At 40.2% G+C, this 23,580-nt stretch carries 19 protein-coding genes; 6 read left to right on the top strand and 13 right to left on the bottom strand.

Annotated features, from left to right (window positions below):
• Nucleotides 1-4: 4 nt before the first annotated feature.
• Together OGI71_RS18130 and OGI71_RS18125 are read left to right on the top strand one after the other, a co-directional pair.
• Nucleotides 5-292 carry an acylphosphatase gene (locus OGI71_RS18130; RefSeq protein WP_282250827.1) on the top strand — a complete coding sequence of 96 codons (288 nt, stop codon included), beginning with the start codon at nt 5-7 and terminating at the stop codon, nt 290-292.
• Nucleotides 292-1,794, top strand: a complete 1,503-nt coding sequence (locus OGI71_RS18125) for a polysaccharide biosynthesis C-terminal domain-containing protein (RefSeq protein WP_282250825.1) — start codon at nt 292-294, stop codon at nt 1,792-1,794. The genes OGI71_RS18130 and OGI71_RS18125 overlap by 1 nt, the downstream gene beginning before the upstream one ends.
• A 72-nt stretch (nt 1,795-1,866) precedes the next feature.
• Here the strand turns inward: OGI71_RS18125 and dusB are convergent, their stop codons facing one another.
• The 13 genes from dusB to trmD form a co-directional block, all read right to left on the bottom strand.
• Nucleotides 1,867-2,862 carry a tRNA dihydrouridine synthase DusB gene (dusB, locus tag OGI71_RS18120; protein WP_259186741.1) on the bottom strand — a complete coding sequence of 332 codons (996 nt, stop codon included), beginning with the start codon at nt 2,860-2,862 and terminating at the stop codon, nt 1,867-1,869.
• Nucleotides 2,863-2,928: 66 nt separating this feature from the next.
• Nucleotides 2,929-5,370, bottom strand: a complete 2,442-nt coding sequence (locus tag OGI71_RS18115; protein WP_282250823.1) for an outer membrane beta-barrel family protein — start codon at nt 5,368-5,370, stop codon at nt 2,929-2,931.
• A gap of 10 nt (nt 5,371-5,380) precedes the next feature.
• A complete protein-coding gene (locus OGI71_RS18110; protein WP_282250822.1) occupies nt 5,381-6,514 on the bottom strand; it encodes a PepSY-associated TM helix domain-containing protein in 1,134 nt (377 codons plus the stop codon).
• Nucleotides 6,515-6,581: 67 nt separating this feature from the next.
• Complete coding sequence (locus OGI71_RS18105) at nt 6,582-7,838, bottom strand: DUF4374 domain-containing protein (protein WP_282250820.1); 1,257 nt, start codon at nt 7,836-7,838, stop codon at nt 6,582-6,584.
• Nucleotides 7,839-7,863: 25 nt separating this feature from the next.
• Nucleotides 7,864-10,254 carry a TonB-dependent receptor gene (locus OGI71_RS18100; RefSeq protein ID WP_282250818.1) on the bottom strand — a complete coding sequence of 797 codons (2,391 nt, stop codon included), beginning with the start codon at nt 10,252-10,254 and terminating at the stop codon, nt 7,864-7,866.
• 102 nt (nt 10,255-10,356) lie between these two features.
• Nucleotides 10,357-11,457 carry a DUF4374 domain-containing protein gene (locus OGI71_RS18095; RefSeq protein ID WP_282250816.1) on the bottom strand — a complete coding sequence of 367 codons (1,101 nt, stop codon included), beginning with the start codon at nt 11,455-11,457 and terminating at the stop codon, nt 10,357-10,359.
• Nucleotides 11,458-11,602: 145 nt separating this feature from the next.
• On the bottom strand, nt 11,603-12,241 hold the full coding sequence (locus OGI71_RS18090; RefSeq protein ID WP_282250814.1) for a hypothetical protein: 639 nt from the start codon (nt 12,239-12,241) through the stop codon (nt 11,603-11,605).
• Between the two features lie 49 nt (nt 12,242-12,290).
• Nucleotides 12,291-12,836: an RNA polymerase sigma-70 factor gene (locus tag OGI71_RS18085; RefSeq protein ID WP_282250812.1), complete on the bottom strand. Its 546-nt coding sequence runs from the start codon at nt 12,834-12,836 to the stop codon at nt 12,291-12,293.
• A gap of 34 nt (nt 12,837-12,870) precedes the next feature.
• Nucleotides 12,871-13,653 (bottom strand): indole-3-glycerol phosphate synthase TrpC, encoded by a 783-nt coding sequence (gene trpC / locus OGI71_RS18080; protein WP_282250810.1) that lies wholly within the window; start codon nt 13,651-13,653, stop codon nt 12,871-12,873.
• Between the two features lie 15 nt (nt 13,654-13,668).
• Entirely contained in the window at nt 13,669-14,241 is a 573-nt protein-coding gene (locus OGI71_RS18075; RefSeq protein WP_282250808.1) for an aminodeoxychorismate/anthranilate synthase component II, read from the bottom strand.
• Nucleotides 14,228-14,521, bottom strand: a complete 294-nt coding sequence (locus OGI71_RS18070; protein ID WP_120261797.1) for a chorismate mutase — start codon at nt 14,519-14,521, stop codon at nt 14,228-14,230. Before OGI71_RS18070 ends, OGI71_RS18075 begins: the two co-directional genes overlap by 14 nt.
• The gene (locus OGI71_RS18065) at nt 14,518-15,921 is read right to left on the bottom strand and encodes an anthranilate synthase component I family protein (RefSeq protein ID WP_120261796.1); all 1,404 of its coding nucleotides are present in this window, start codon (nt 15,919-15,921) and stop codon (nt 14,518-14,520) included. The genes OGI71_RS18070 and OGI71_RS18065 overlap by 4 nt, the downstream gene beginning before the upstream one ends.
• Nucleotides 15,922-16,177: 256 nt before the next feature.
• The gene (gene trmD / locus OGI71_RS18060; protein ID WP_120261795.1) at nt 16,178-16,855 is read right to left on the bottom strand and encodes a tRNA (guanosine(37)-N1)-methyltransferase TrmD; all 678 of its coding nucleotides are present in this window, start codon (nt 16,853-16,855) and stop codon (nt 16,178-16,180) included.
• An 84-nt stretch (nt 16,856-16,939) separates the two neighbouring features.
• Here trmD and OGI71_RS18055 point away from each other — a divergent pair, with 84 nt between their 5' ends.
• The 4 genes from OGI71_RS18055 to OGI71_RS18040 all read left to right on the top strand — a co-directional run bounded on the left by OGI71_RS18055 (nt 16,940) and on the right by OGI71_RS18040 (nt 23,479).
• Nucleotides 16,940-18,571 (top strand): ABC-F family ATP-binding cassette domain-containing protein, encoded by a 1,632-nt coding sequence (locus OGI71_RS18055; protein ID WP_282250804.1) that lies wholly within the window; start codon nt 16,940-16,942, stop codon nt 18,569-18,571.
• A gap of 414 nt (nt 18,572-18,985) precedes the next feature.
• Nucleotides 18,986-20,485 carry a gluconokinase gene (locus OGI71_RS18050; RefSeq protein ID WP_282250802.1) on the top strand — a complete coding sequence of 500 codons (1,500 nt, stop codon included), beginning with the start codon at nt 18,986-18,988 and terminating at the stop codon, nt 20,483-20,485.
• Between the two features lie 16 nt (nt 20,486-20,501).
• Nucleotides 20,502-21,824, top strand: a complete 1,323-nt coding sequence (locus OGI71_RS18045; protein ID WP_282250801.1) for a gluconate:H+ symporter — start codon at nt 20,502-20,504, stop codon at nt 21,822-21,824.
• Between the two features lie 179 nt (nt 21,825-22,003).
• Complete coding sequence (locus tag OGI71_RS18040; protein ID WP_282250800.1) at nt 22,004-23,479, top strand: TPM domain-containing protein; 1,476 nt, start codon at nt 22,004-22,006, stop codon at nt 23,477-23,479.
• Nucleotides 23,480-23,580 lie beyond the last annotated feature (101 nt).

Genomic DNA, 23,580 nt, shown 5'->3' with positions numbered 1-23,580 from the left:
TCTTATGAAACATTTGAATATTTCAATAAGGGGTAAAGTACAGGGAGTCTTTTTTCGATTGACGGCCAAAGCTGTTGCCGATCAGGTTGGTGTAAAAGGCTTTGTTGTCAATCAAAAAGATGGAACTGTCTATATTGAAGCTGAGGGTGACGATTTTGCACTTGATTCAATGTTGGACTTCTGCCAGGAAGGTCCAGAGGATGCAAGTGTTGAAGCTGTTGAAGTTAAGGAAGGTGAGCTTAAGGGCTTTTCTAATTTTGAAGTGATTAAAAGAATCCAATCCCAAGCCTAGTGTCAACAATAAAGAAATTTCTCAGCGATACAGTTATCTATGGTGTGACTACTATCGTTTCAAGAATGATAGGATTTCTGATGACACCGCTCTATCTCCGTAAATTCAAGGATGCAGCGATCTATGGAATTTATTCTAATTTTTATGCGTGGATGTCCATGCTGAATGCTATTCTAGCATTTGGAATGGAGACAACTTATTTCCGGTATTTACAGAAAGTTGAACCACAGGATAAGAATAAAGTTTACAACAATAGCTTCTTTATCACTTTAATTACCTCCGGATTATTACTGTTGTCTGTATTTGTTTTCACAAGACCTATTGCTTCGTGGTTTGCAGATGGTGGAGATGTGTCTCTCTATGAGCAATATATTAAATACTTCGCATTTATTCTCGTTGCGGATGCGCTTGCTGTCATACCATTTACAAAATTGCGTGCCGAAGGGAGACCTTATAAGTATAGTGCACTGAAATTTGTCAATATTGGTATTACCGTGATTTCAAATTTGTTCTTTATTTTGTTCTTGCCGGATTGGGTACATAAGTACACCTTTTGGGCTGATTTTGCTGGAACATGGTTCAAAGAAGGTTGGATCGGTTATGTCTTTATTTCCAATCTTTTCGCAAGTATCGTTACATTAATTCTATTACTGCCTGAATTGTTAACTTTCCGATTCAGCCTAGATAAAAGATTAATGAATGAAATGTTAAAGTATAGCTTCCCAATTTTAGTAGCTAATATTTCATTTATTATTAATGAGAATCTAGACAAAATGTTCTTTCTGAAATTGGTGCCTGGGGAGGCGGGGAAAGATGATTTAGGTATATATGGTGCAGTTGCTAAATTGGCCGTATTTTTAAGCTTATTTGTTACAGCTTTTAGACTAGGGGCGGAACCTTTCTTCTTTTCATATTCAAAAAACCAGAACGCATCGAAAACCTATGCGCTCATCATGGAGTATTTTGTTATCCTCATGGTTATCGCAATGGTCGGATTGACAGTCAATCTGGATTGGCTGAAATATTTTATCAAGGGTAATGAAGAAGAGATCGCAACATACTGGACTGGGCTTAAAATTGTCCCAATTCTTTTATTCAATTATGTGCTACTAGGAATATATATGAATTTATCGATTTGGTATAAGTTGACAGATCATACACGTTACGCTATTTATATTTCGGGCATAGGAGCGTTAATTACAATTATGCTCAATGTTTGGCTTATCCCAACTTATTCCTATGTGGGGGCTGTTTTATCAACAACAGTAGTATATCTGGTCATGATCGGTTTTTCACTTTACTGGGGACAGAAGTATTATCCCATACCTTATAAGATGATCAAGATCTCTGTCTATCTCGGCGTAGGGCTGTTGATTTCCTGGTTGAGCTTTCAAGTTTTTCATAGTAATATATGGGTCGGAAATGCCATGTTATTGCTACTGCTTGGTATTACTTTTTTCCTTGAAAAGAATGGGCTGATGAAATTAATTCGAAGAAAATAGCTGGTTTGTTCAATACATAAAAAAGGCGACAACTTAAATTTGGTTGTCGCCTTTTTCAATTATTGAAAAATCTTAAAATACTTCAGTTTCGAAGGTATGTTCAATATCATGGAGTACATCCAAAATCTCGTCTTGCGTTTGTAAGCTGACAAGTTTCATTCTGGATTCTTTGAAATTTGGAATTCCTTTGAAATAATTTGCGTAATGTCTCCGCATTTCAAAAATCCCTAATTTATCCCCTTTCCATTCAATGGATTTGTTTAAGTGTGTTTTACATACTTCGACACGTTCGGCGATCGTAGGTCCCTCCAGGCGCTCACCGGTATGGAAGAAATGTTTGATTTCTCTAAAGATCCATGGATAGCCGATAGCGGCACGCCCGATCATAATGCCGTCAACTTCATATTCTTGTCTCCAGGCAGCGGCTTTCTCCACCGAATCCACATCACCGTTTCCAAAAATTGGAATCTGAATGCGCGGATTGCGTTTGATGTCACGGATCATCGACCAGTCAGCCTGACCTTTGTACAATTGCGCGCGGGTACGGCCATGTATTGCTAATGCTTTGATGCCAACATCTTGCAATCGCTCCGCTACCTCATATACATTTTTGGTATTGTCATCCCAGCCAAGACGTGTTTTTACTGTAACGGGTAGATGAGTTGCTTCAACAACAGCTTTGGTCATCGCAACCATTTTATCAATGTCTTGCAATAAGGAAGAGCCCGCTCCCTTACAGACAACTTTCTTAACAGGGCAGCCGTAATTGATGTCGATTAGATTTGGATTTGCTTTTGTGCAGATTTCAGCTGATTGGCGCATACTTTCAATATCTCCACCGAATATCTGGATACCGATAGGCCGTTCATATTCAAAAATATCAAGTTTTTGAACAGATTTAGCCGCATCACGAATCAGCCCTTCTGAGGAAATGAATTCAGTATACATTAAATCAACACCATTTTGTTTGCAAACATACCGAAATGGGGGATCGCTGACATCCTCCATCGGAGCAAGTAACAAAGGGAATTCTCCCAATTCAATATTTTCACCAATCTTGACCGACATCTTCAATTTTTTTTTACAAAGGTACAAAATTTGGTATTAGTATAAAGTTAGCTAACTGTCATGAGTTTAGAGTCGACTTTTTATCTCTTCGGAACCCGTAGCGCGTTGTGCCGTTGTGTTTTGAGAACCACCGAAACGGTAGCTGAAAGATAGGATGGCAGTTCTACTGTCGGGATTAGATCTACCAATCAGCCTGATCGTTGGCGAGATAGTTTCATATCGTCGATTATTGGTTCTGAAAATGTCATTAACCACTAATTTCAGCGTGGCTTTTTTATTGAGGAAGTTTTTTTGGATGCCAGAATATATCTGTCCGTAGCTTTTGATATGACTGATTCCTACCGTTAAGCCAGACACATAGTTGCCACCCAATTCGATAGACCAATCCTTAGGCAATTTGAACGAATTTTGGCTGTTTAGACTTAATGTATTTCCCTTGCGGACAATTAGCTCATCTTCTTGCGGCAATTCATATTCATTCCGATAATAGTTTGCAAAATGGGTTGCCGACCACCAGCTGGTAAATTGGGTCGGGGCAATAAAGGAAATCCCATAATTTTTAAAAGAACCTATATTTTCGGGCCTTTCAAAAGTAATATAGGGATTAAGTGGATCTCTTCCCAATATATCGTTGACAACATTTGACCGCTGTGCATAATTCAGCGTTAAGACATATTTGCTTGCGTAAGTATAACCTAGTTCAAAGGAGTGTTCGTATGCTGGGTTTAAGTTCGAATTTCCCTCAGCATAGGAAAAAGGATCCGTGTATACCCTGAATGGATTTAAATCCCAAAACGAAGGCCGTTGTACGCGATAGCTGTAGCTGGTCTGTACCTTATGATTGTCATTGGCGGTATAAGTGAAAAATGCTGCTGGGAATAGTTTGAAATAGGATCTTTCAAATTGTTCATTCAATGTAATTTGATGACTACGTGTTCGGGTGTGTTCTCCGCGAACGCCTATTTGGGTTGAAAACTTATGCCAGCTCTTTGATAGATTTAGATAACCCGCATGAATAGTCTCTTTGTAGATAAAGTGATTACTTGTACCCAGATCAGGAACATACTGATCATTTTGTAATGTATCATAATGTAGATCGTTTTCAGTGCGTACGTAACTGCTCTTCCAGCCAGCTTCCAGGTTATATTCCTTTGGAAGCGGAAGTGTATAATCTAGCTTGGCAACATATACCTTATTGTCGGAGGGGATATCACCTATTCTTGAGGAGCTTGCAGGCGGAGTTGAAGCTCCCACATTGTTATATACCGTATTCAGCTGCTGATCCATTCTTGAATAGTGGTCAACAAGGTCAAGATCTATTTTTAATTCATGACCTTTATCATTGAGCTTTAAATTATAATTGACATTGTACAACAGATCTCGCCAACGCTCCTTGCCCTCCGTGATGGTCGTGGATGACCATACTAAATTGTCGGTATTAAAGTTTCGGAAGCTATTCGTGGTGGGCTCGTACTTTGGATATTTTCCGAATCCTCCATTAATTAAGAAACCTATCGTCTGTTTGGGGTTTATGCTGTAATCTATGCCGACTCTAAAATTATTAGATCGGAGTTTGGGCTGTATGCTGTTCTCCTGCTGTGAATAGGATTCAGGGACTGATCCCTGATCAGTGTAAAAATAGCGTGTAAGTGAGTTATAATACTTCAGATTCTGGAAATACTGATTATAAATCCCGAATACATTGATTTTTTCTGTACGATAATTAAGGTTTAGACTCCCACCAAGATGTGCTCCTCTACCGGCACCGGCATTAGCCGATACGGAACCATTAAACCCTTGTTTGAGTCCTTTCTTTAATACAATGTTAATGATACCTGCGGATCCGGCAGCATCCTGTTTTGCATTTGGATTGGACATGACCTCGATTTTATTGATATCCATTGAGGAGGTACTCCGTAGGAGATTGGCCAATTGATCGGCGGACAGGTATGTAATTTTCCCATTGATCATGACCGTCGCTCCAGATTTACCTTTAATACTTAGCGTACCATTTTCGTCGACAGCGACACCTGGAATCTTGCTGAGTAATTCCAGTCCGTTGTTGCCGTCTGCGAGCATTGAGTTTTCAATATTGAAGACCAGCTTGTCCTGCTGCTGTTCGATAAATTGTTTTTTTCTTTCGACGACGACCTCAGCGAGATAAGCATTGTTTTGCAATAATAGGATCTTGCCAAGATCATACTCGTCAAAATGTTCGTCCAACCTGAAATGGGGACTGAAAGTATCCTGATGGGTAAGGCTTTTGACTTTAATAAAATAGCTACCCGCTTTTGTATTGGTAAACCTGAAATTTCCTGTACTATCTGAGTGTGCCGTACTGGCCAGTATACCGCCATTGACGTGATAAAGCGAAATACTTACATAAGGAATGGCCTGTTTATCTTCACCCACAGTCTGTCCCTTGATATGATTTGCTTTTTGAGCTTGGCTTGTAAATAGGGTACAGATCCAAAGGAGACTTAAGAGATAACGGAGGATATAAGGCATGATTATATAATTAAGTTGTTGCTAATTGCGGACGTCTTGTTTTTTTGGTTGACTTTTTTTTCTTTCCCCACCAGATGTAGAATCCTGTTATAGGCAAAGTCGCACAGATAAGCGATGCGATGAAGTAAATTATTTTGGTGGTCATTCCGCCGATAAAACCGGTATGCAGGGCGTAATTGGAACGCATGAGCCATTCCGTGGTATTGGCTTCATCAATTGGTCCCTGTTTGCGGCCGGTAAGTTCCAGTGTATTGCGGTCAAAATTAAGGTCTCTCCAGCTTCCGTTGACCATGTCTGTGCAGGCATACACCGCTTTATCTTCTTTTTCGGGATAGTGGACAATAACAGCTTCTTTGTTGAATTTTGCATATTCATGACGCACTTTATACCAGATTTGATCCGCCACTACCAACGCATCATTTAACGGTTGATCCTGAAGCTCAGGTTTATTATTCTTTTCCGTTTTTGGTCTGTTGGGATAGCCTCCGGTCATCCAGACCACAGAACTACGGATCCAGGGGAAACTCATGATTAGCCCTGTAAAACACATGACGAATGCGATTGTTAGCGCATAGAAACCCAATACGTTGTGGAGATCATAATTGACACGTTTAAATTTAGCTTTCCATTTAACCGTAAAACTCTGTTCTCTTGATCTACGGTTCCATTTCTTTGGCCACCATAATACCATGCCTGTTATCAGTAGTATGAAAAAGATGAAGGTGCTCCAGCCAACGACTTGCCGGCCTATTTTTACTGGCATCCAAAGATGACGGTGGCCTTCATCCATGAAATGGAAAAAATCCTCGTGATCAACAATGGCCATGACTTCGGCTGTATAGGGGTTTACATAGACCAGGCTATCGGAATGGTCTATGCTTACTTTGACCGACTTATCCAGTCCGTAATACCAGGAGCTCCCAATTTCATGATCGGGAAGTACAGCCTTAACAGATTTATAGATCGCAGAGGGTGGAAGCTGTTCTTCTGATTTTTGCGGTGCGACCTGAATATAGTTTGTGGTCAATTCTTTGATATCATGTTCAAAGACAAGTACGCAGCCTGTAATTCCTAAGATAATAACGGGTATACCCGCTGCGATTCCTAACCAAAGGTGTAGCCAGGCATTAATTTTACTGAGCATAATGGGAAACGGTTTTTTATAATCCGATCTGCACATGTTGGTCGGCAGATCGGATCATTGCAGATGATTAATAACTGATTTTGCTCATTGATGATACTTGGGATATCCCAGTAAATTTCAACCCTCTTTTTGCTGTAGCGGTGTTGATATCAATGATGTATGTGTAATATTGTTTGTCGTCTTTATCCTGACAGGTATAGTAAGCCTTAGCGCCACCTTTGTCAACATATACGACATCTTTATAACCTTGTTGTTCATGTGAAGGAATCTCAATGATTTCCGTCATTTTTTTGGTTTGTATATCTACGATATATAATTTGACAAGACCACCGCCTACACCTTCGGACTGTTCACCCTTGTTGTAGATCGTCATTAAAAATTTATTGTCTTTGAGATAACTACCTCTTGCTATTTTACCCTTTCCAAGAGATTCGATATCGAAATAGTAATCTTTATCAAATTCATCCGTTCCTTTTTTGATTCTCAGGAATCCAGATTTGTTTTTTGTAGCCAATGATGCTTCATTTGCCGAGAACCATACATATGCATCGCCCTTATCGTCTACTGCTAAACCTTGTTGAGCAAACCAGTTTCCGATATGGGAACCTCTTCCATCACGGATTGTTTTTTCAAATTTAAGTTCAGGATAAGAGAAGATACCGATATAGGTAGTATCTGTCGTCGTAAAATCTCCGCCCCAGTTATTTGAACCATCTCCAGATTGGAAAGGAATATAGACTTTATTACCTACTTGAAATACACCTGTCCAGATCGCCATGCGTTTACCACCCAATACTTTGGAAAGATCGACCGTGTTTTTGTTGGCAATAGAGAAATTTTGTGCATCATAGTTTCTTAGCGTCGCGACAGGGTTTACCATACTTCTGTTGGTTGTCCCTAAAATCACATTTTTATCACCGAAATTACCATAGATACCCGCGGTTTCAGCGTTGACCTGATCATCTTTAAGTCTTTGCAGATCGCCTTTGGCATCAATAGCATAAGGAGTGATAGGCCCTTGTCCACCGTATGTCAGACCAAAAACATGGTTGTTTTGATTGATAAAAGAAAATTCTGTTGCTGGCATACCGTTACCTACAATACTTAAATTACCTTGGCTAACATCATCCGTAGTAACAATATAAGTACCTGATGAACCTGACTCCGAACTCCCTTGACCAGTTACGATAAAGACAAATTTTTCCTTCTTTTTCGAGTTTCCTGAATCTTCTCCTCCTTCAACAGGCTTGTCTTTTGAACAAGCGGTAATTGTTAATACGCCACAGGCTACTGTAAGCAATCTTAAGTAATTTGACTTTTTCATTTTGAGTTATTTAATAAATTGTGTGTTATTTTTTGCGTATAAAGTATCTGAATTTGACATTGAAAGACCGACTAGGTTTCTGCATTTCAAAATTGTCGTATCGTGTTGCGTCGGTTAGGTTATTACATTCCAGCGCAACATTGTATTTTCCCGAAGCCATCGCATAGACAATGTTGACATCATGGGATAGTTGTTTGGGAATAATGAAACGCTGTGCTGGTGTGCCCAAACTTGGAAAATCCAAAAAGAAGGCATGGATATATTGGAGGTTGTAACCGATCGTCAATGTATTATGTTTACCTCCGAAGTGGTGCAAATAATAGGCAGCATCTGCATTACCATATAAATATGGGATATTAGGCATGCGATCTTTGTAAACGCTGCTTTCTACGAGTTGACCGGGCTCATATTTCGTGTTATTGATTATATTTTGGTAGGTTAGATTACCACCGATTGAAAACTGATTTTTATAGAAATATTTTAGATTAAGATCTACTCCATTATTGAGTACACTCCTTAAATTGAGGTATTTACTCTCTCTTTTATTGTTTGAGCTTAATGGGCTGATGTAGAGTCTTATAAAATCAGTTGCATTTCTATAGGTATAGTTAGCATCTATGATGATATGGTTGTTCTCATTCCATTTTTTTGTGTAGGAGAGGCCGACGTTGATATTATGGCTATTCTCTGGTTTAAGTGTTGGATTTGCACTCAGGTCTTGCGCATCGCCAAATAATTCGTTGTTTTCAGGTAATCTGGAAGCTTTCTCATAGGAAGCTTTCAATTGTAGGGTTGGATTGACAAAGTAGGAAGCGGCAAAGCCATAACCTAATTTATTGACCGTCGTTTCTACATTTTTGTAGATTTCATTTTTCTTGACTTCTTCAAAGTATTTACCTTTTTGGTTGTAATTTTTTACAAATACATTTAAATCCCATTGATCGGCTATATTCGTACGATAACCTAGTGCAGTAATATTTTTTGTCGTTTTTCGCGGCAACTTGTTGATTTCGAGATCTGGGTAATATATGTCTTTTCCTTTGCGGTCAAACGTTGTTAATAGGTGATTGACCATAAAATGGTGTTTTTCATTGATCGCATAGGAGAGGTTGGCAATGAAGTTGCCATTGTTATTGTTAAAACGATAATCGCGTAGTTCGTTTTCACCTCCGGGAGCATTAGGGTTATTTTTATCTTTGGGTTCACTTTCTCCGGACCAGGTAAATCTTCTATTCACTGTATCCAGACTGCGTTCTTTACCGAGATTGTATCGACCAAATATGTTGACATCTAGTCCCTTTACAAATAGATCTTTTTTGATGTATTTTACACTGGGTTGGATGATATTTCCCAGAGCTTCTCTGCCTCCATAAACATCGTCCATGTGGTTTCCGGTCTGGATTTCTTTTTTGTTTTCACCCAGTGTGATTCCAAAAAGTAGCTGATCTGCATATTTCTTGTTGGAGACTCCGATATTATAAATCATTGTTTCATTTCGGTAGGTGTCGTGGAAACGCCTTTTTCTTCCTTTGGTATATTTTCCGGTTTCAAAATCAGCCGTCCGCACATTCACCCAGTAATTGTTGTCCGAATAGTTTTGGAAGGCCGACAAGGTCATCGTTAATCCCTTATTCGAGATGTATCCTGCATTTACCGCAGTTTTATGTGTGTTGAAGGAACCATAAGAATAAGAAGCATCAATGTACTTACCAGGGGTATTTTTCGTGACAATATTCACAGCACCACCTAAGGCATCGCCACCCAGCCATACTGGAACAACGCCTTTATACACTTCTACACGCTCGGCAAAATTGATCGGGATATTATTCAATTGAAATGATGAACCAAAATTGTCCATCGGAATACCATCCAGAAATAATTTGACCTGATTGCCGGAAAATCCATTAATACTAAAAGACATATTTGATCCAACACCGCCAGACTCTCTCAAGCGTACACCCGAAACTCTATTAAGTGCCTGCCCGATATCTAAAGTCGTATTGTACAGTTTTTTTGCATCTATTGCAGAGACATTGTAAGGTTGTCGTGTTACTTCACTTGTCGTGGATCGACCTATAACTTCAACTTCCGTCATGATTTTTTGATCTGGGGTCATTTGTATTCCAGATAGATCAATAACATTTTTACTACAGGTTACTGACCGATTTATAGTCTGATATCCGACAGCGGAAATTGTAACCTGATGATTACCGAAAGAGATTCCGCTTATTTTGAAAAAACCATTTTTGTCTGCTTTGGCTCCTTTATTTGTACCTGATAGGACAATTGTTGCCCCATGAATAGGCTCGTTTGATGTATTGGTAACACTACCTTTGACTTCGGCTAGTTGTTGGGAATGTGAAGGAAATGATATGATTAGGAAAAAGAATAACCATACTACTTTAAATTTTGACATTACTTTATTTAGATTAATTACACATAGAGAAGTTGCGTAACTCTAAATCTACCGAAGGTCAAATAAGTAAATAAAAATTATTATTTTTTAATGTGCTGAATATCAGTTGGAAATTTGATGTAGTCGGTCTATTCTGACAATAAAATCGGTCGCTTGATCTAGGGTAAGACCAACCTGAATATTTTTTGATTTGATATTATAGATCCAAACTTGATGCTGATCCTTTGCGTCGTCTATGGTGATATAGGCTTTCCCATTTTCGACGAGAACGGATTCTTTGCGTGTCCCCTTGTCGAAAGGTAGGTTTAATTTTGTTGTGGTTTGGCTGATAAGATCGACCACATAGTACTCAAATTGATAGGTGGAATGATGATCGCTAAAGTCGGTGTATCGGTCTCTACGTTCACTACGGACGATAGCCTGATTGTTGCCCAAATACCACATGCCATAAGCATGATTGTGCGTTTTGGCTGTTAGATTGAGAAAATAAGTAGGGTTAATGTGGGTGGAATTGCTATCAATTCTGAAAATTGCGGTAGGTTTTGATGGGCTGTTGCCTAGTGCAATACCGGGGCAGGACATAAAATAGAAATTGCCATTTTCGTCATGAAAGCTATAAGATTGAACAGTATTGACTCCTCCGGGGTAAGAAGAACGAGTATCTTTTTGTATATTTTCTAATTGTAAAGTCGTCTTATCCAGTGTCGCAATATACATTGTATCTATTGTGGTAAAGTCAGTCTCGTTAATCACTTTATTAAAGGTATAGCCAATCAATAACCGTTGTTGGTGTATGGTACCAAATCCGACGGAAAGAATCTTAAAATCCGCTGAGGCCGAAGGTAGTTTTACTTCTTGCTGTTGGTTGATTTTGAAATCGTTGACAGTAATTTTATAGATCCATAGCCGACGGTTTGTTTTGTTGTCCGAAGTAAATAGGAGTAATGTGTCTCGATCAAGCCAGTTTATATTTTCAATATGCTGATCTTGCATAGCCACCTGTGCAATTTCCTTTAATCCATTTGATTCAAGTGTATATTTTTTGAATTTTCCCGCTCTTAAAAAATAAAAATGCTTGTCCTTAACGATGATGCTTCGATCGAATTGTTGTGTCGGAATGTCGATGCCATTTTTTGAAATGGTTAGATTTCCACTATCAACGGTATTTGAGGTGATGATCGTGTTTCCGAGATCTTTATTCATCGTATAGAGACTGTACTTCCCGTCGATATTTCTGCCCCCATCCTCCGTTCTACAGCTTATTACTAAATGGAGTAATAGCAAGGATAAGAATAGCGTGAAGCGGTTGGATAGCATGAGTGTATGGACTAATTGAAGTTCTTCTTATTTAGATGATATTAAATTGTATTTTCAGTTCGTGTTGGATGGTAGGGGCTAAAAAGGTAAGTTCCGATTTGGAGATTATTACCTGCTTGCCATTTTTTTGTGGTTTTAATACAAAATATGTTTCCCCATGTTTGAGCTCCCTCTTTTTATCTGTTCCAGAAAAGCTAAATGCAAAGTTTTTTTTGGGAATGAACATCATATTGCCTGAGGTTTTGAATTCCCCGGTATCCGTATTGATCTCAGCCCGTGCATTTTTACCCAAGATGATATTATAACTATTCTGGTTAATATACTTCAGTCCAGCACTAGTTCTGTTATCAAAGATGGCGGCAGCTTTTTCGGCATCCTTGCTGAATTGATAAAAACCAAAACAGAGTAAAAATACAATACTGGCTGCTATTCCAATATATTTAAAGCTATATTTTTTAGGAGGCACTATTGTTGGGGCTTCGGACTGATCAATATGGCTGTTCAGCTCGGCCCAGATATCCGTTTCTAATTTTGTTTTTTTAGTGATGGAAATAGACAAGGGCTCCGAATCGAGGGTATCATCCAATAACCATTCCTCCACAAGAAGTTGTTCTGCGGGAGAGCATTGGCCTAAATGATATTTCTCTATGAGTTTATGGTCTATTTTCATATGATATACTTCCTGACAAAAGTACAGGATTTCTTTTGTATAGCTAAATTTAGGATATATATTCCATTAGTTCTGTTTTTAATGTTTTCAATGCTCGTGAAATATGATATTCTACCGCTCGTTCAGAAATATAGAGCTTATGTGCAATTTCCTTGTTGGTGAGCCCCTGTTCTCTGCTCATGCGAAATACATTTTTACATTGTTTGGGCAAACTATCGATCAGATTTGATATCTTCTTGGCTAGTTCATCAGCGATCAGCGAATTATCTACGTAATATTCTTCTCTTGTATTTGAAATATTGTCCAGGTGTTGTTGTCGTGATACTTTATTGCGGATGTATTCAAATGTTTTGAGCTTTACTGATCTGATCAGATACCGTTCCACCTCTATGAGACGAAGCTCTTCACGTCGCTCCCAAAGTGATTTGAAAACATCCTGTACGATTTCCTTGGAATGCTCTTCATCTTTGATACTGCTCAGGCAAAAGGCAAACATACCTTCCCAGTGTTGAAGATATATTTGCTCAAAACCTGCTTTATCTATAATAAAAAAATCTTTTTCCAAAATACCAGTTCTCTGCTTGTTCTGACGCAAAGATAGGCTTATTTAGATTCGTTTTAAATAATTTCTAAATTTCTTTTACGAAATCCTTGATCGCTTTCCCCGGATCTGTGGTTTTCATAAAATTTTCACCGATTAGAAAACTTTGGAAACCAGCCTTTTTCAATGATTTGATAGTTGTGGGATTAGAGATACCACTTTCAGAAACTTTAATATATTTGGATGGAATTTTATCCAACAGCTCGTACGAATGGTTTAGATCTACGGAAAAATCTTTTAAGTTTCTATTATTGACACCAATGGCATCAATATCGTCGAAAAGATTATCCAAAAGTTCCTGTTCATTGTGTACTTCAAGCAATACATTGAGTCCGATCTGATGTGCATATGCGGCAAACTCCTGAACTTCTTCCTTTTTGAGGCAGGCTGCTATTAAAAGGATGACATCGGCACCATATGCCTTGGCCTCAGTAATCTGATATTTATCGACGATGAATTCTTTACGCAAAATAGGGATGTTAATTGCTTCCCTTGCTTTGGAAAGATCTTCAAGATTGCCCTTGAAAAACTCCCCATCGGTTAGCACAGAAACCGCCGAGGCACCGGCTTCTTCATACGCCTTGACAACATCTTCGACCTTTGCCGTACTGTTGATATCTCCTTTTGAAGGTGATGCTCGTTTATATTCAGCTATAATCCCTGTTTTTTCAGGATCTAATATAGATTCCCGTAAAGAAAGACAGGCTACATTGAAATAGGGATAGTTCAACAGCTCTTCGAATGGAACTAAGGCCTTCGCCTTTTCTACTTCTATTCTTTTTCGTTCAATGATTTTATCGAGTATAGTCATTTTTTGTGTTGAGTATTAAGATAACCAGTTTTCAATTAATTTTTTTCCATTTGTTGTCAATACTGATTCCGGATGGAACTGCATGCCTCGCACATCATACTCCGTATGTGTCAGTGCCATGATGATGCCATTCTCGTCTACGGCTGTCACTTTAAGTGTGCTTGGCAATGTCTCTTTGTTTACAGCCCATGAATGGTAGCGTCCTATTTTGGAATCTTTCGGGAAGTCCTGAAATAGCTTTTCGGATTCATCAGTGACAATAATGCTGGTTGCGACCCCATGCAGCGGCTTTTCCATATTAAATAGTGTGCCGCCGAATACTTCGGCGATTGCCTGTTGCCCCAGGCAGATGCCCAATATACTTTTGTGCGGAGCATAGGTGCGGATCACGTCAAGCAATAGACCCGCCTCTTCCGGAATCCCGGGACCGGGGGAAAGAAGTATTTTATCGAATGCTTCCAAATCTTCCAGTTTGAATTTATCATTTCTCAACACCACATAGTCCTGTCCCAACTCCTGTAGCAAATGAACCAAATTATAGGTGAATGAATCGTAATTGTCAATGACGACGATTTTATTGTTGCTCATAGCCTCTTGTTGTATAGTCCTGATTAAAGTAATTATCTATTTCCTGAAATATCGCTTGAACAAATTCCACTGGCAGGTCGAATTTTTTTGCCAGTGTCGCCTGATTGCTGCTGATATTTTTAATAATATGCTGCCCGGCATCGGTATGATCATCCAATACTTTTGCCTTATTGAGATAGGTCTTTCGCAAAGCCAGCAATTCAACGATGCGGTTGTCGATGGTGTCTATCGAAACATTGATATGTTGGGTATTGACACAGTATTCTAATGGTCTGATCATAACGTTTCTGCTAATTGTAATGCTTTTCGCAAAGCAGCTATTTTATTGTTGACTTCCTGAAGTTCCATTTCAGGGTCAGAGTCCAGTACAATTCCACCACCAGCTTGATAGTGCAAGGTGTTTTGTTTACTGAGGAATGAACGAATCATGATGGCATGATTGAAATCGCCATTGAAACCCATAAAGCCAATCGCTCCGGAGTAGAACGAACGTTGCAATCCCTCGTAACGGTCAATGAGTGTCAATGCCATGTGTTTTGGAGCTCCAGAGAGCGTCCCGGCAGGGTAGGTATCTCCTACAATGTCGAATGGATTGATGTTATCTTTTAATACCCCTGTCACTTTTGATACCAAGTGGATGATATGCGAGTAGTATTGTGGTTCCATATAGGACTCCACTTTAACCTGAGTACAGTGTCTGCTCAGATCATTACGGGCAAGGTCTACCAACATCACATGTTCTGAGGTTTCTTTCGGATCCTGTTTTAGTCTAGAGGCAATCTTCTGGTCTTCCTCCATGTTCCCGGTTCTTTTGAAAGTTCCGGCAATCGGGAAGATCGTAGCCTGCTTGCCATGGATGCGCAATTGTGCCTCAGGCGATGAACCGAACAGTTTAAAGTCACCATAATCAAAATAGAATAGGTAAGGTGAGGGGTTAATGGAACGTAATGCACGGTAGACGTTAAATTCATCACCTGAGAATGGTGTTCGGAAGCCACGGGATGGAACGATTTGAAAGACATCACCACGTTGGATATGTTCCTTCATCTTTTTGACCAATTGGCGATGCTCTTCATCGGTACGGTTGGAACTTTCCTCTCCGGCCAATTTGAACGTATACTCTGGGAAGTTTTTGTTCTGGATCAGGAATTGCATGCGTTCCAGTTCTGACTCTTCATCTTCCAAAAGATGTTCGAAGATATAAAGCTGATTACGGAAATGGTCTATGGCAATCACATACTTATAAACATGATACTGCATAAACGGTATTTTCCGTGCCGGATCAACAGGTGTTGTCAGTTTGATATCCTCAAAATGTTCGATGCAATCAAATGTAAAGTAGCCAAATAGACCGTTGGAGATTAAGTTCAGTTCGGCTATCGTAGAATCTTCAAAAGAATTCCTGAAATCGGATACCTCCTGACGTAATTCTATTTCTTGTGCATTTTTTACAATCCTTTCTTTTCCGGGATAGGTTAATGTTAACTCTCGCTCATCTAGTTGAATCCCTGCTATAGGCTGGCAACAGATATAGCTGATATTGTTGTCACGACTATGGTAGTCGGAGCTTTCCAATAACAATGAATTTGGAAAGATATCCCTTAATCGAAGATAAATACTCACCGGTGTTGTTGTGTCGGCAAGCAACTTTCTGCTCTGTGTTTTGAATTTATACTTCATTTTATTCTTTTCTTCGTTATGATAAATTTTATACAAAAAAAACCCGATACTGGTTAGCATCGGGTTTGGAATTTCCACAAATGGTTTTGGTTGATTATGAAATATTATGACAATACCAATTGATTCCCGATGCTTATTGCTTCAGGCCACCACCAATTTGTATTTGTATATCTTCGTGTCATTATTACACAAATTTATAAAAAAAAATAAATAACCAAACTTTTTGTGATAAAAAAACAAAAAATCCCCTTATTTCTTAATCATTTAATAAATCAGGGCGTCGTTCCTGTGTTCTTTTTAGCTGTTGTTCGTCCTTCCATGCAGCAATTTTTGCTTCATGTCCACTGAGTAAAATATCGGGTACTTTGTGCCCTTTCCACTCTGCAGGGCGTGTATAGATTGGTGCATCCAACAATCCGTCCTGAAAAGAATCTGAAAGCGCAGAGGTTTCGTCCGATAAAACTCCGGGGATCAAGCGGATGATCGCGTCTGTAACAATTGCCGCTGGAAGTTCACCTCCGGACAGCACATAATCACCTATTGAGATTTCCTTTGTCACATAAATATCTCTGATGCGTTGGTCTATACCTTTGTAGTGACCACAGAGAATCATCATGTTACCTTTTGTCGAGAGTCCGTTTGCAATATCCTGATTGAAGGTTTCTCCATCGGGAGTCATATAGATGATTTCATCGTATGTCCGTTCGGCCTGTAATTGTTCAATACATTTAGCGAAGGGTTCGATCTGTAGTACCATGCCAGAGCCACCTCCATAAGGGTAATCGTCCACACTTTTGTGCTTATTTGTTGAGTAATCTCTTAAATTGTGTACATATATCTCCGCGAGGCCCTTATTCTTTGCACGTTGCAAAATAGAGTGCGCAAATGGACTTTCCAAAAGATCTGGTAGAACCGTAATAATATCAAAACGCATGGCGCAAAGATACACAAAAATGATCCATTGTCTATTTATAAGATTGATTCGCTTATCTTTGTGACAAATTTAAGTGTACATAAAGTGATTGACGTAAATAATATTTCTGTTTCCTTTGGGGGAACGACTCTTTTTTCGGATGTATCTTTCTCGATCAATGAGAATGATAAGATTGCATTGATGGGTAAGAATGGCGCTGGCAAATCTACCCTGTTGAAAATTATCGCTGGAGTGGGTAAACCTACGACAGGTAATGTGGCGGGGCCAAAAGATGCCGTCATTGCTTATCTACCGCAACATTTACTGACGCAGGATCATGTGACAGTCTTTGAGGAGACCTCGAAGGCTTTTGAGGAGGTCTATGGGATGCGGGATGAATTAGAGCAGCTGAACGAGCAATTGAATATCCGTACAGATTACGAGTCTGATGATTATATGCAATTGATCGAGCGGGTGTCGGAACTGAGCGAGAAGTTTTATTCGATCGAAGAGGTCAATTACGATGCAGAAGTAGAAAAGGTGTTGAAGGGGCTTGGTTTTGAGCGTTCTGACTTTACTAGACAGACGTCGGAGTTTTCCGGGGGATGGCGTATGCGTATCGAGCTTGCTAAAATACTCTTGAAGAAGCCGGATCTAATTTTGTTGGATGAGCCAACCAACCACATGGATATCGATAGTATCCAATGGCTGGAGGATTTCCTTGTCAATTCTGCCAAGGCGGTTATTGTTATTTCACACGATAGAGCCTTTGTCGATAATATCACCAACCGTACCATCGAGGTAACGATGGGTCGTATTTATGACTATCGAGCTAAGTATAGCCACTATTTGGAGTTGCGTCAGGAAAGACGTCAGCATCAATTGAAAGCTTATGAGGAGCAACAACGTTTTATTGCTGACAATCAGGAATTCATTGATCGTTTCAGAGGTACTTACTCCAAGACTTTACAAGTGCAGTCGCGTGTAAAGATGTTGGAAAAATTGGAAGTTATCGAAATTGACGAAGTAGATACTTCGGCCTTGCGCCTGAAATTTCCCCCCTCACCTCGGTCAGGTCAATACCCTGTCATTGTGGAGGAGCTTACCAAGGCCTATGATGAGCATGTGGTATTCCATAAAGCCAATATGGTGATTGAACGCGGCGAAAAAGTTGCATTTGTCGGTAAAAATGGAGAGGGTAAATCGACCATGATCAAAGCGATTATGGGTGAAATAGATTTTGAGGGTACATTGAAGGTGGGGCATAATGCCAAGATCGGTTACTTTGCTCAAAATCAAGCAGCATTGCTCGATGGTGAATTGACTGTTTTTGATACGATCGATCAAATTGCAATAGGTGATGTGCGTGTTAAAATGAAAGATCTTTTGGGTGCTTTTATGTTTAGTGGTGATGACACGACAAAAAAGGTTAAGGTATTATCTGGTGGAGAGCGAACTCGTCTGGCCATGATAAAACTTCTTTTGGAGCCAGTGAATGTATTGATCCTCGATGAGCCTACCAACCATTTGGACATGAAGACCAAGGATATTATCAAAGATGCCTTAAAGGATTTTGATGGTACATTGATCCTTGTTTCACACGACCGAGACTTCTTGGACGGCTTAGCAGAAAAGGTATTTGAGTTTGGAAATAAGCGCGTGCGTGAGCATTTTGAAGATATAAAAGGATTCCTGGAATATAAGAAAATGAGCAGTTTGAAGGATATTGAGCGATAGCATCTAAATCAACAGAGTGTAAACGTATTCTGTTAGTCTATCTCATATAATCATACGCTACAAGTTTTTGTTCAAATCCCGATATTTGCAGTACAGAAATCAGAAACTTTATCTGTAAACTAAGCCTCCTGAGCTTAGCTGGTAGAGCAACTGACTTGTTAATCAGTAAGTCAGTTGCTCATCCTGATAGGAGGCTCAGTTATAAAAAGCGGCTTTATATAAAAAAGCCGCTTTTTTGCATTTTAAATGAAGATTAAATCGAATCTTCAAGCTTTTTTTCCTTAATCCCAAAGTGTGTGAAAGATACCTTCCTGATCAATAGGACGATGTGCATTAGGGGAAATAATTTTCTCCAGACCGGGTAAACCAACAGATAATCCGTATATTGAGTTCTCCTAAACATCAATTTTATTTATGATCATTGGATTAGACATTGGGACATCATCTGCGAAAGCTGTTGCATTTGACGACGAAGGTAGCATCTTGTCGCAGCATAGTATACCTTATCCCATATTAAACCCGTCGGAAGGCTGGTACGAGCAAGATCCGGAGATTGTTTATGCTGCATGTATTGAGTCTATTAGGTATGTAATGATTAGCTTAAAGCAATCTAGCGCCGAGATACTGAAACCCGTATGCATTTCGGTGAGCAGTGCTATGCACGGACTGATCGCTGTTGACTCGGCGGGAAAGCTACTTAGCAATTGCATGATATGGGCAGATCGCAGAAGCGAGGATATTGCGGTTGCCTTGGAGGCAAGTGAGGCGGGCAGGCAGCTTTATCAACATACGGGCACACCAATACATCCCATGTCTTTGCTTTGCAAATTAATGTGGATAAAGTCTAACGATCAAAAATTATTTGCTCAGTCGCACAAGTTTATCGGTATCAAAGAATTTCTTTTTTACCGGCTCTTTGGAGTTTATGTGGTCGATCATTCCATTGCATCGGCAACAGGGCTTTTCGACATACATCAGCTAACATGGTCTGATCAGGCGTTAAGATTGACGGGCATATCGGAAGAGCAACTAGCATCACCAGTTCCGGTCGATTATATTTTAAATATGCCTAACCGAGAAATTGCGGCCTTGATGCACATCCCTGAAGATACCCCTTTTGTTATAGGTGGTAGCGATGGTTGTTTGGCTAATCTCGGGGTAGGGGCTATAAGTCCTGGGGTGGCTTCGGTAACTGTCGGTACCAGTGGCGCTATTCGCGTAGCAAGTTCGCAGGCAAATCAAGAAAAAAAACAAAGGCTATTTACCTACTTACTGAGACCAAATGAATATATAATTGGTGGCGCGGTTAACAATGGAGGTGTATTACGCAACTGGTTTCGAGATAATTTTACCCAAATGGAAACGGATGGAGATTCTTCTGCCTCGTTAAATGCTTTGGTCGACTCCGTCGTTCCCGGGGCAGAGGGCTTGATATTCTTGCCCTATTTAACTGGTGAACGGGCACCACATTGGAATTCCAATGCAAAAGGCGTTTATTTTGGAATACAGCTGCATCATGGCAGGGCGCACTTCGCACGGGCAATGATGGAAGGAATGTTGTTTGCAATTTACAGTGTAGGAATCGCATTAGAGGAGAATACCGGTCCCATTCATACGATCTTTGCAAGCGGCGGCTTAGCGCGTTCATCGTTGTGGGTGCAAATGCTTGCAGACATTTTCAATAAACCTGTATTCACCAAAAATACGGTAGAAAGCTCTGCATGGGGAGCAGCATTGATAGGCTTGGAAGCATTGGGTATACAGAGGGGTGATCCTACCGTAAACAACAAGCAAGCGGAGGGAAAACAAGATACCGAGCACTATTACAAACCGAGTGAAGAGAATCATGCGGTATATATGAAGAACTTCCAGAAATTTGAACACCTGTACCATATATTGGAAGGTGAGTTTTAACTAGATGTAAATTATTATGCCTCTAATCATCGTTATTTTGGGAGTAGCTTTACTACTTCTTTTAGTCACTGTTGTCAGGTTAAACACGATCTTTTCATTACTGATAACTTCTATTGCGGTCGGTTTTGCTATGAATATGAACGCTATGGATATCCTTAAATCTGTTGAAACCGGAGTGAGCAGTACCATGGGCCAGTTGGCACTTTTGTTGGCCTTCGGGTCTTTACTGGGTAAGTTGATGGCAGAGGGTGGTGCTGCAGAAAAGATTACAACAGTACTCACGGCTGTATTTGGCAGAAAGAACTTACCTTGGGCAATGGTTCTCACAGGCTTTTTAGTAGGAATTCCCTTATTTTACAATGTCGGTTTTATTGTCTTAGTACCGTTTGTTTTCATGGTATGTGCTTCCAATAAAATGCCCTTGCTTTACGTAGCTATGCCATTGTTGGCAGCGCTGTCCGTGACGCACGGTTATTTGCCACCACATCCGGGAGCTACGGCCATAGCGCTTGCCTACAATGCGGACATAGGTTTAACAATGGCCTATGGCGTTGTTGTGGCAATTCCTGCCATAATTATCGGTGGGCCACTCTTTGGCAGGATGCTTAAGCGTATTCCGACCAACCCACCGGCCGAGTTTTTTCCTGAGCAAAATCAAGCAGATAGGGAAGAGCTTCCCGGATTTGCAATTAGTATATTTACAGGGCTGTTTCCAATAATTTTAATTGCTTTTGGTTCATTTGCACATCTACTATTCCCAGAAGGCTCCTCTTGGCTGACGGCACTACGTTTCTTGGGTGATCCGGTGGTGGCTTTAATGATTGCATCGCTAGTGGCGATGTACACGATGGGTATCCGCCAAGGCAAAAGTTTGCGGGAGCAGTCAGCAAGTGTGGAAGAAGCAATTCGTGGGATAATGATGATCCTTTTTATCATTGCAGCATCAGGCGCCTTCAAGCAAATTTTGGTAGATAGTGGTGTAGCCAACTACATCGCTGACCTAACCGCAGACCTTAGCTTGTCGCCTCTTGTGCTTGCATGGTTGATAGCCGGTATCATTCGCTTAGTTATCGGTTCGGCAAGCGTTGCTGGGCTCACGGCAGCGGGCATTATGCTCCCCATTGTGCAAGCAGGAGATGTTACTCCTGAATTAATGGTGCTAGCGACTGGAGCGGGCAGTCTCATGTTCTCACACGTCAATGATCCGGGTTTTTGGATGTTTAAATCTTATTTTGGAGTGAGCATGAAGGACACATTTCGCTCATGGACGGTGATGGAAACGCTCGTTTCTGTTATTGGATTGATCGGTGTCTTGATTTTACACGGGCTTGGTCATTGACAGCGAATGAGAAAGTATCCTATTGCCATTACATGAATTGCTCAAACGAATATTGAATTATACAGGCCCATAATCGGTTGATTATGGGCTTTTTTTTGAAGGAAACCTTTGTTTGATTTTTTTTTCTTAATATCGTGACAATGAACCAAATTTTGTTGTTTGAGTTATTCTAAAAAAATATGCATAGATCACATCAACTCTATATCTTCCTTTTATTTTGGCTAAGCTGCTGTTTAAATGCTGTTCCGGTATTGGCACAGTATACTGTAGATAATATACCTAGTCCGAAGCAGAAAGGGCAAGACTATTTTGTGTCCAATCCCGATGGGATCTTGTCATCAGGCACGGTCGCTGAACTGGATGGTCTGTCCACACAGATCGAGGCAGCTACTAAAAGTGAATTTGCCATTGTATTGGTCAATGACTATGTCGGTGACAGCGATTTTGAATTTGCACTCAAATTATTTAATACCTGGGGTATAGGTAAGAAAGAAAGTAACAATGGTTTATTATTATTTATCGCGAAAGACCGAAGGGAATATCGTTTTATTACGGGTTATGGGATGGAAAGTACCTTGCCTGATTCCTATTTAAAGCGGATCGGTGAGAAGTATCTGGTACCTAATTTTCGAAATGGAAATTATGATCAGGGCGTTCTTGAGGCTTCACAGTTTATCAAAACGATCCTGATGTCACCTGATAGCAAGGCTGAATTGGAGCGCCTGATGCCTGAAGCAACTCCGATCTGGAGCTTCAGAAGTCCTATCCTGCGAAATTCACTTTTGGTACTGGCTTTATTTGCCATCTGTTATATCTGGCTGGGGGAGGTGACCCGCGCGATAAAGGGACAACTGACCAAGAAAAGTAAGTATTTCCCACCACTGGTCAGCGGCTGTGGTTGTATGGGGATGTTGATGTTTGCGAGTGTGTTTATATGTGCTTTTGCATTGAACAACTTTGAAGTCGTTTATCAATGGAAGAACCTTCCTTACTTTATTTTTATATTTGGCAGTATCACATTGGCGATGAAATATAATGCGAGCCGTACGCAGATTGTCAATTCCTATCGTGATGAGGAGAATATCCAGCAAGCTCTGCGTAAATTTCGTGTTTGGGGACTCGTTCCCTTACTGTTAAGTCCATTGGCACTGTTTGATCTCTTTGGAATAAATAAACGGATTCGAAAAAATGAACTTCGATTGACTCCACCGGATGGTTCGGGACGTTGGTTGCGTATGAACAAAGATGATGATTCTACGCGGGAAAGTGCATACCTGGATAAAGGACAGCTTTTGGAAGAAAAAATTGGCAGTCGGTCTTATGAGATCTGGGTAGATCAGAATAGCAATGAAACCAAGTTGGTTCCCTGGGATGAAAATGCAGGGTACATTGATTGTCCGCAATGTCATTACCGTACATTTGAGACAGGTCTTTCACGGACGATCCGATCCGCAACTTATAGTTCGCAAGGACTTGAGGAACGTTTTGATAAATGCAAGAACTGTGGACATCGCGTCTCCCATGGTGAGCATACCATACCTGTTAAAGTGCGGTCTTCATCGAGCAGCTCCGGTGGTGGTGGTTCTAGTAGTAGCGGTGGTGGAAGTTTTGGCGGTGGCTCTTCGGGTGGCGGCGGTGCAGGTGGACGATGGTAGTTCGTTATTTAGGGGCAAAAAAAAGGTTTTCAATCGGGGAGAATGAAAACCTTAAATAACCAATTATAAACCTAAATTATGATGACACAAATATAGTGTAT

Source organism: Sphingobacterium sp. ML3W, assembly GCF_029542085.1.
Classification (GTDB): domain Bacteria; phylum Bacteroidota; class Bacteroidia; order Sphingobacteriales; family Sphingobacteriaceae; genus Sphingobacterium.
The sequence above is the reverse complement of the archived record's forward strand: the minus strand, read 5'-3'. Positions and strand labels throughout refer to the sequence as shown.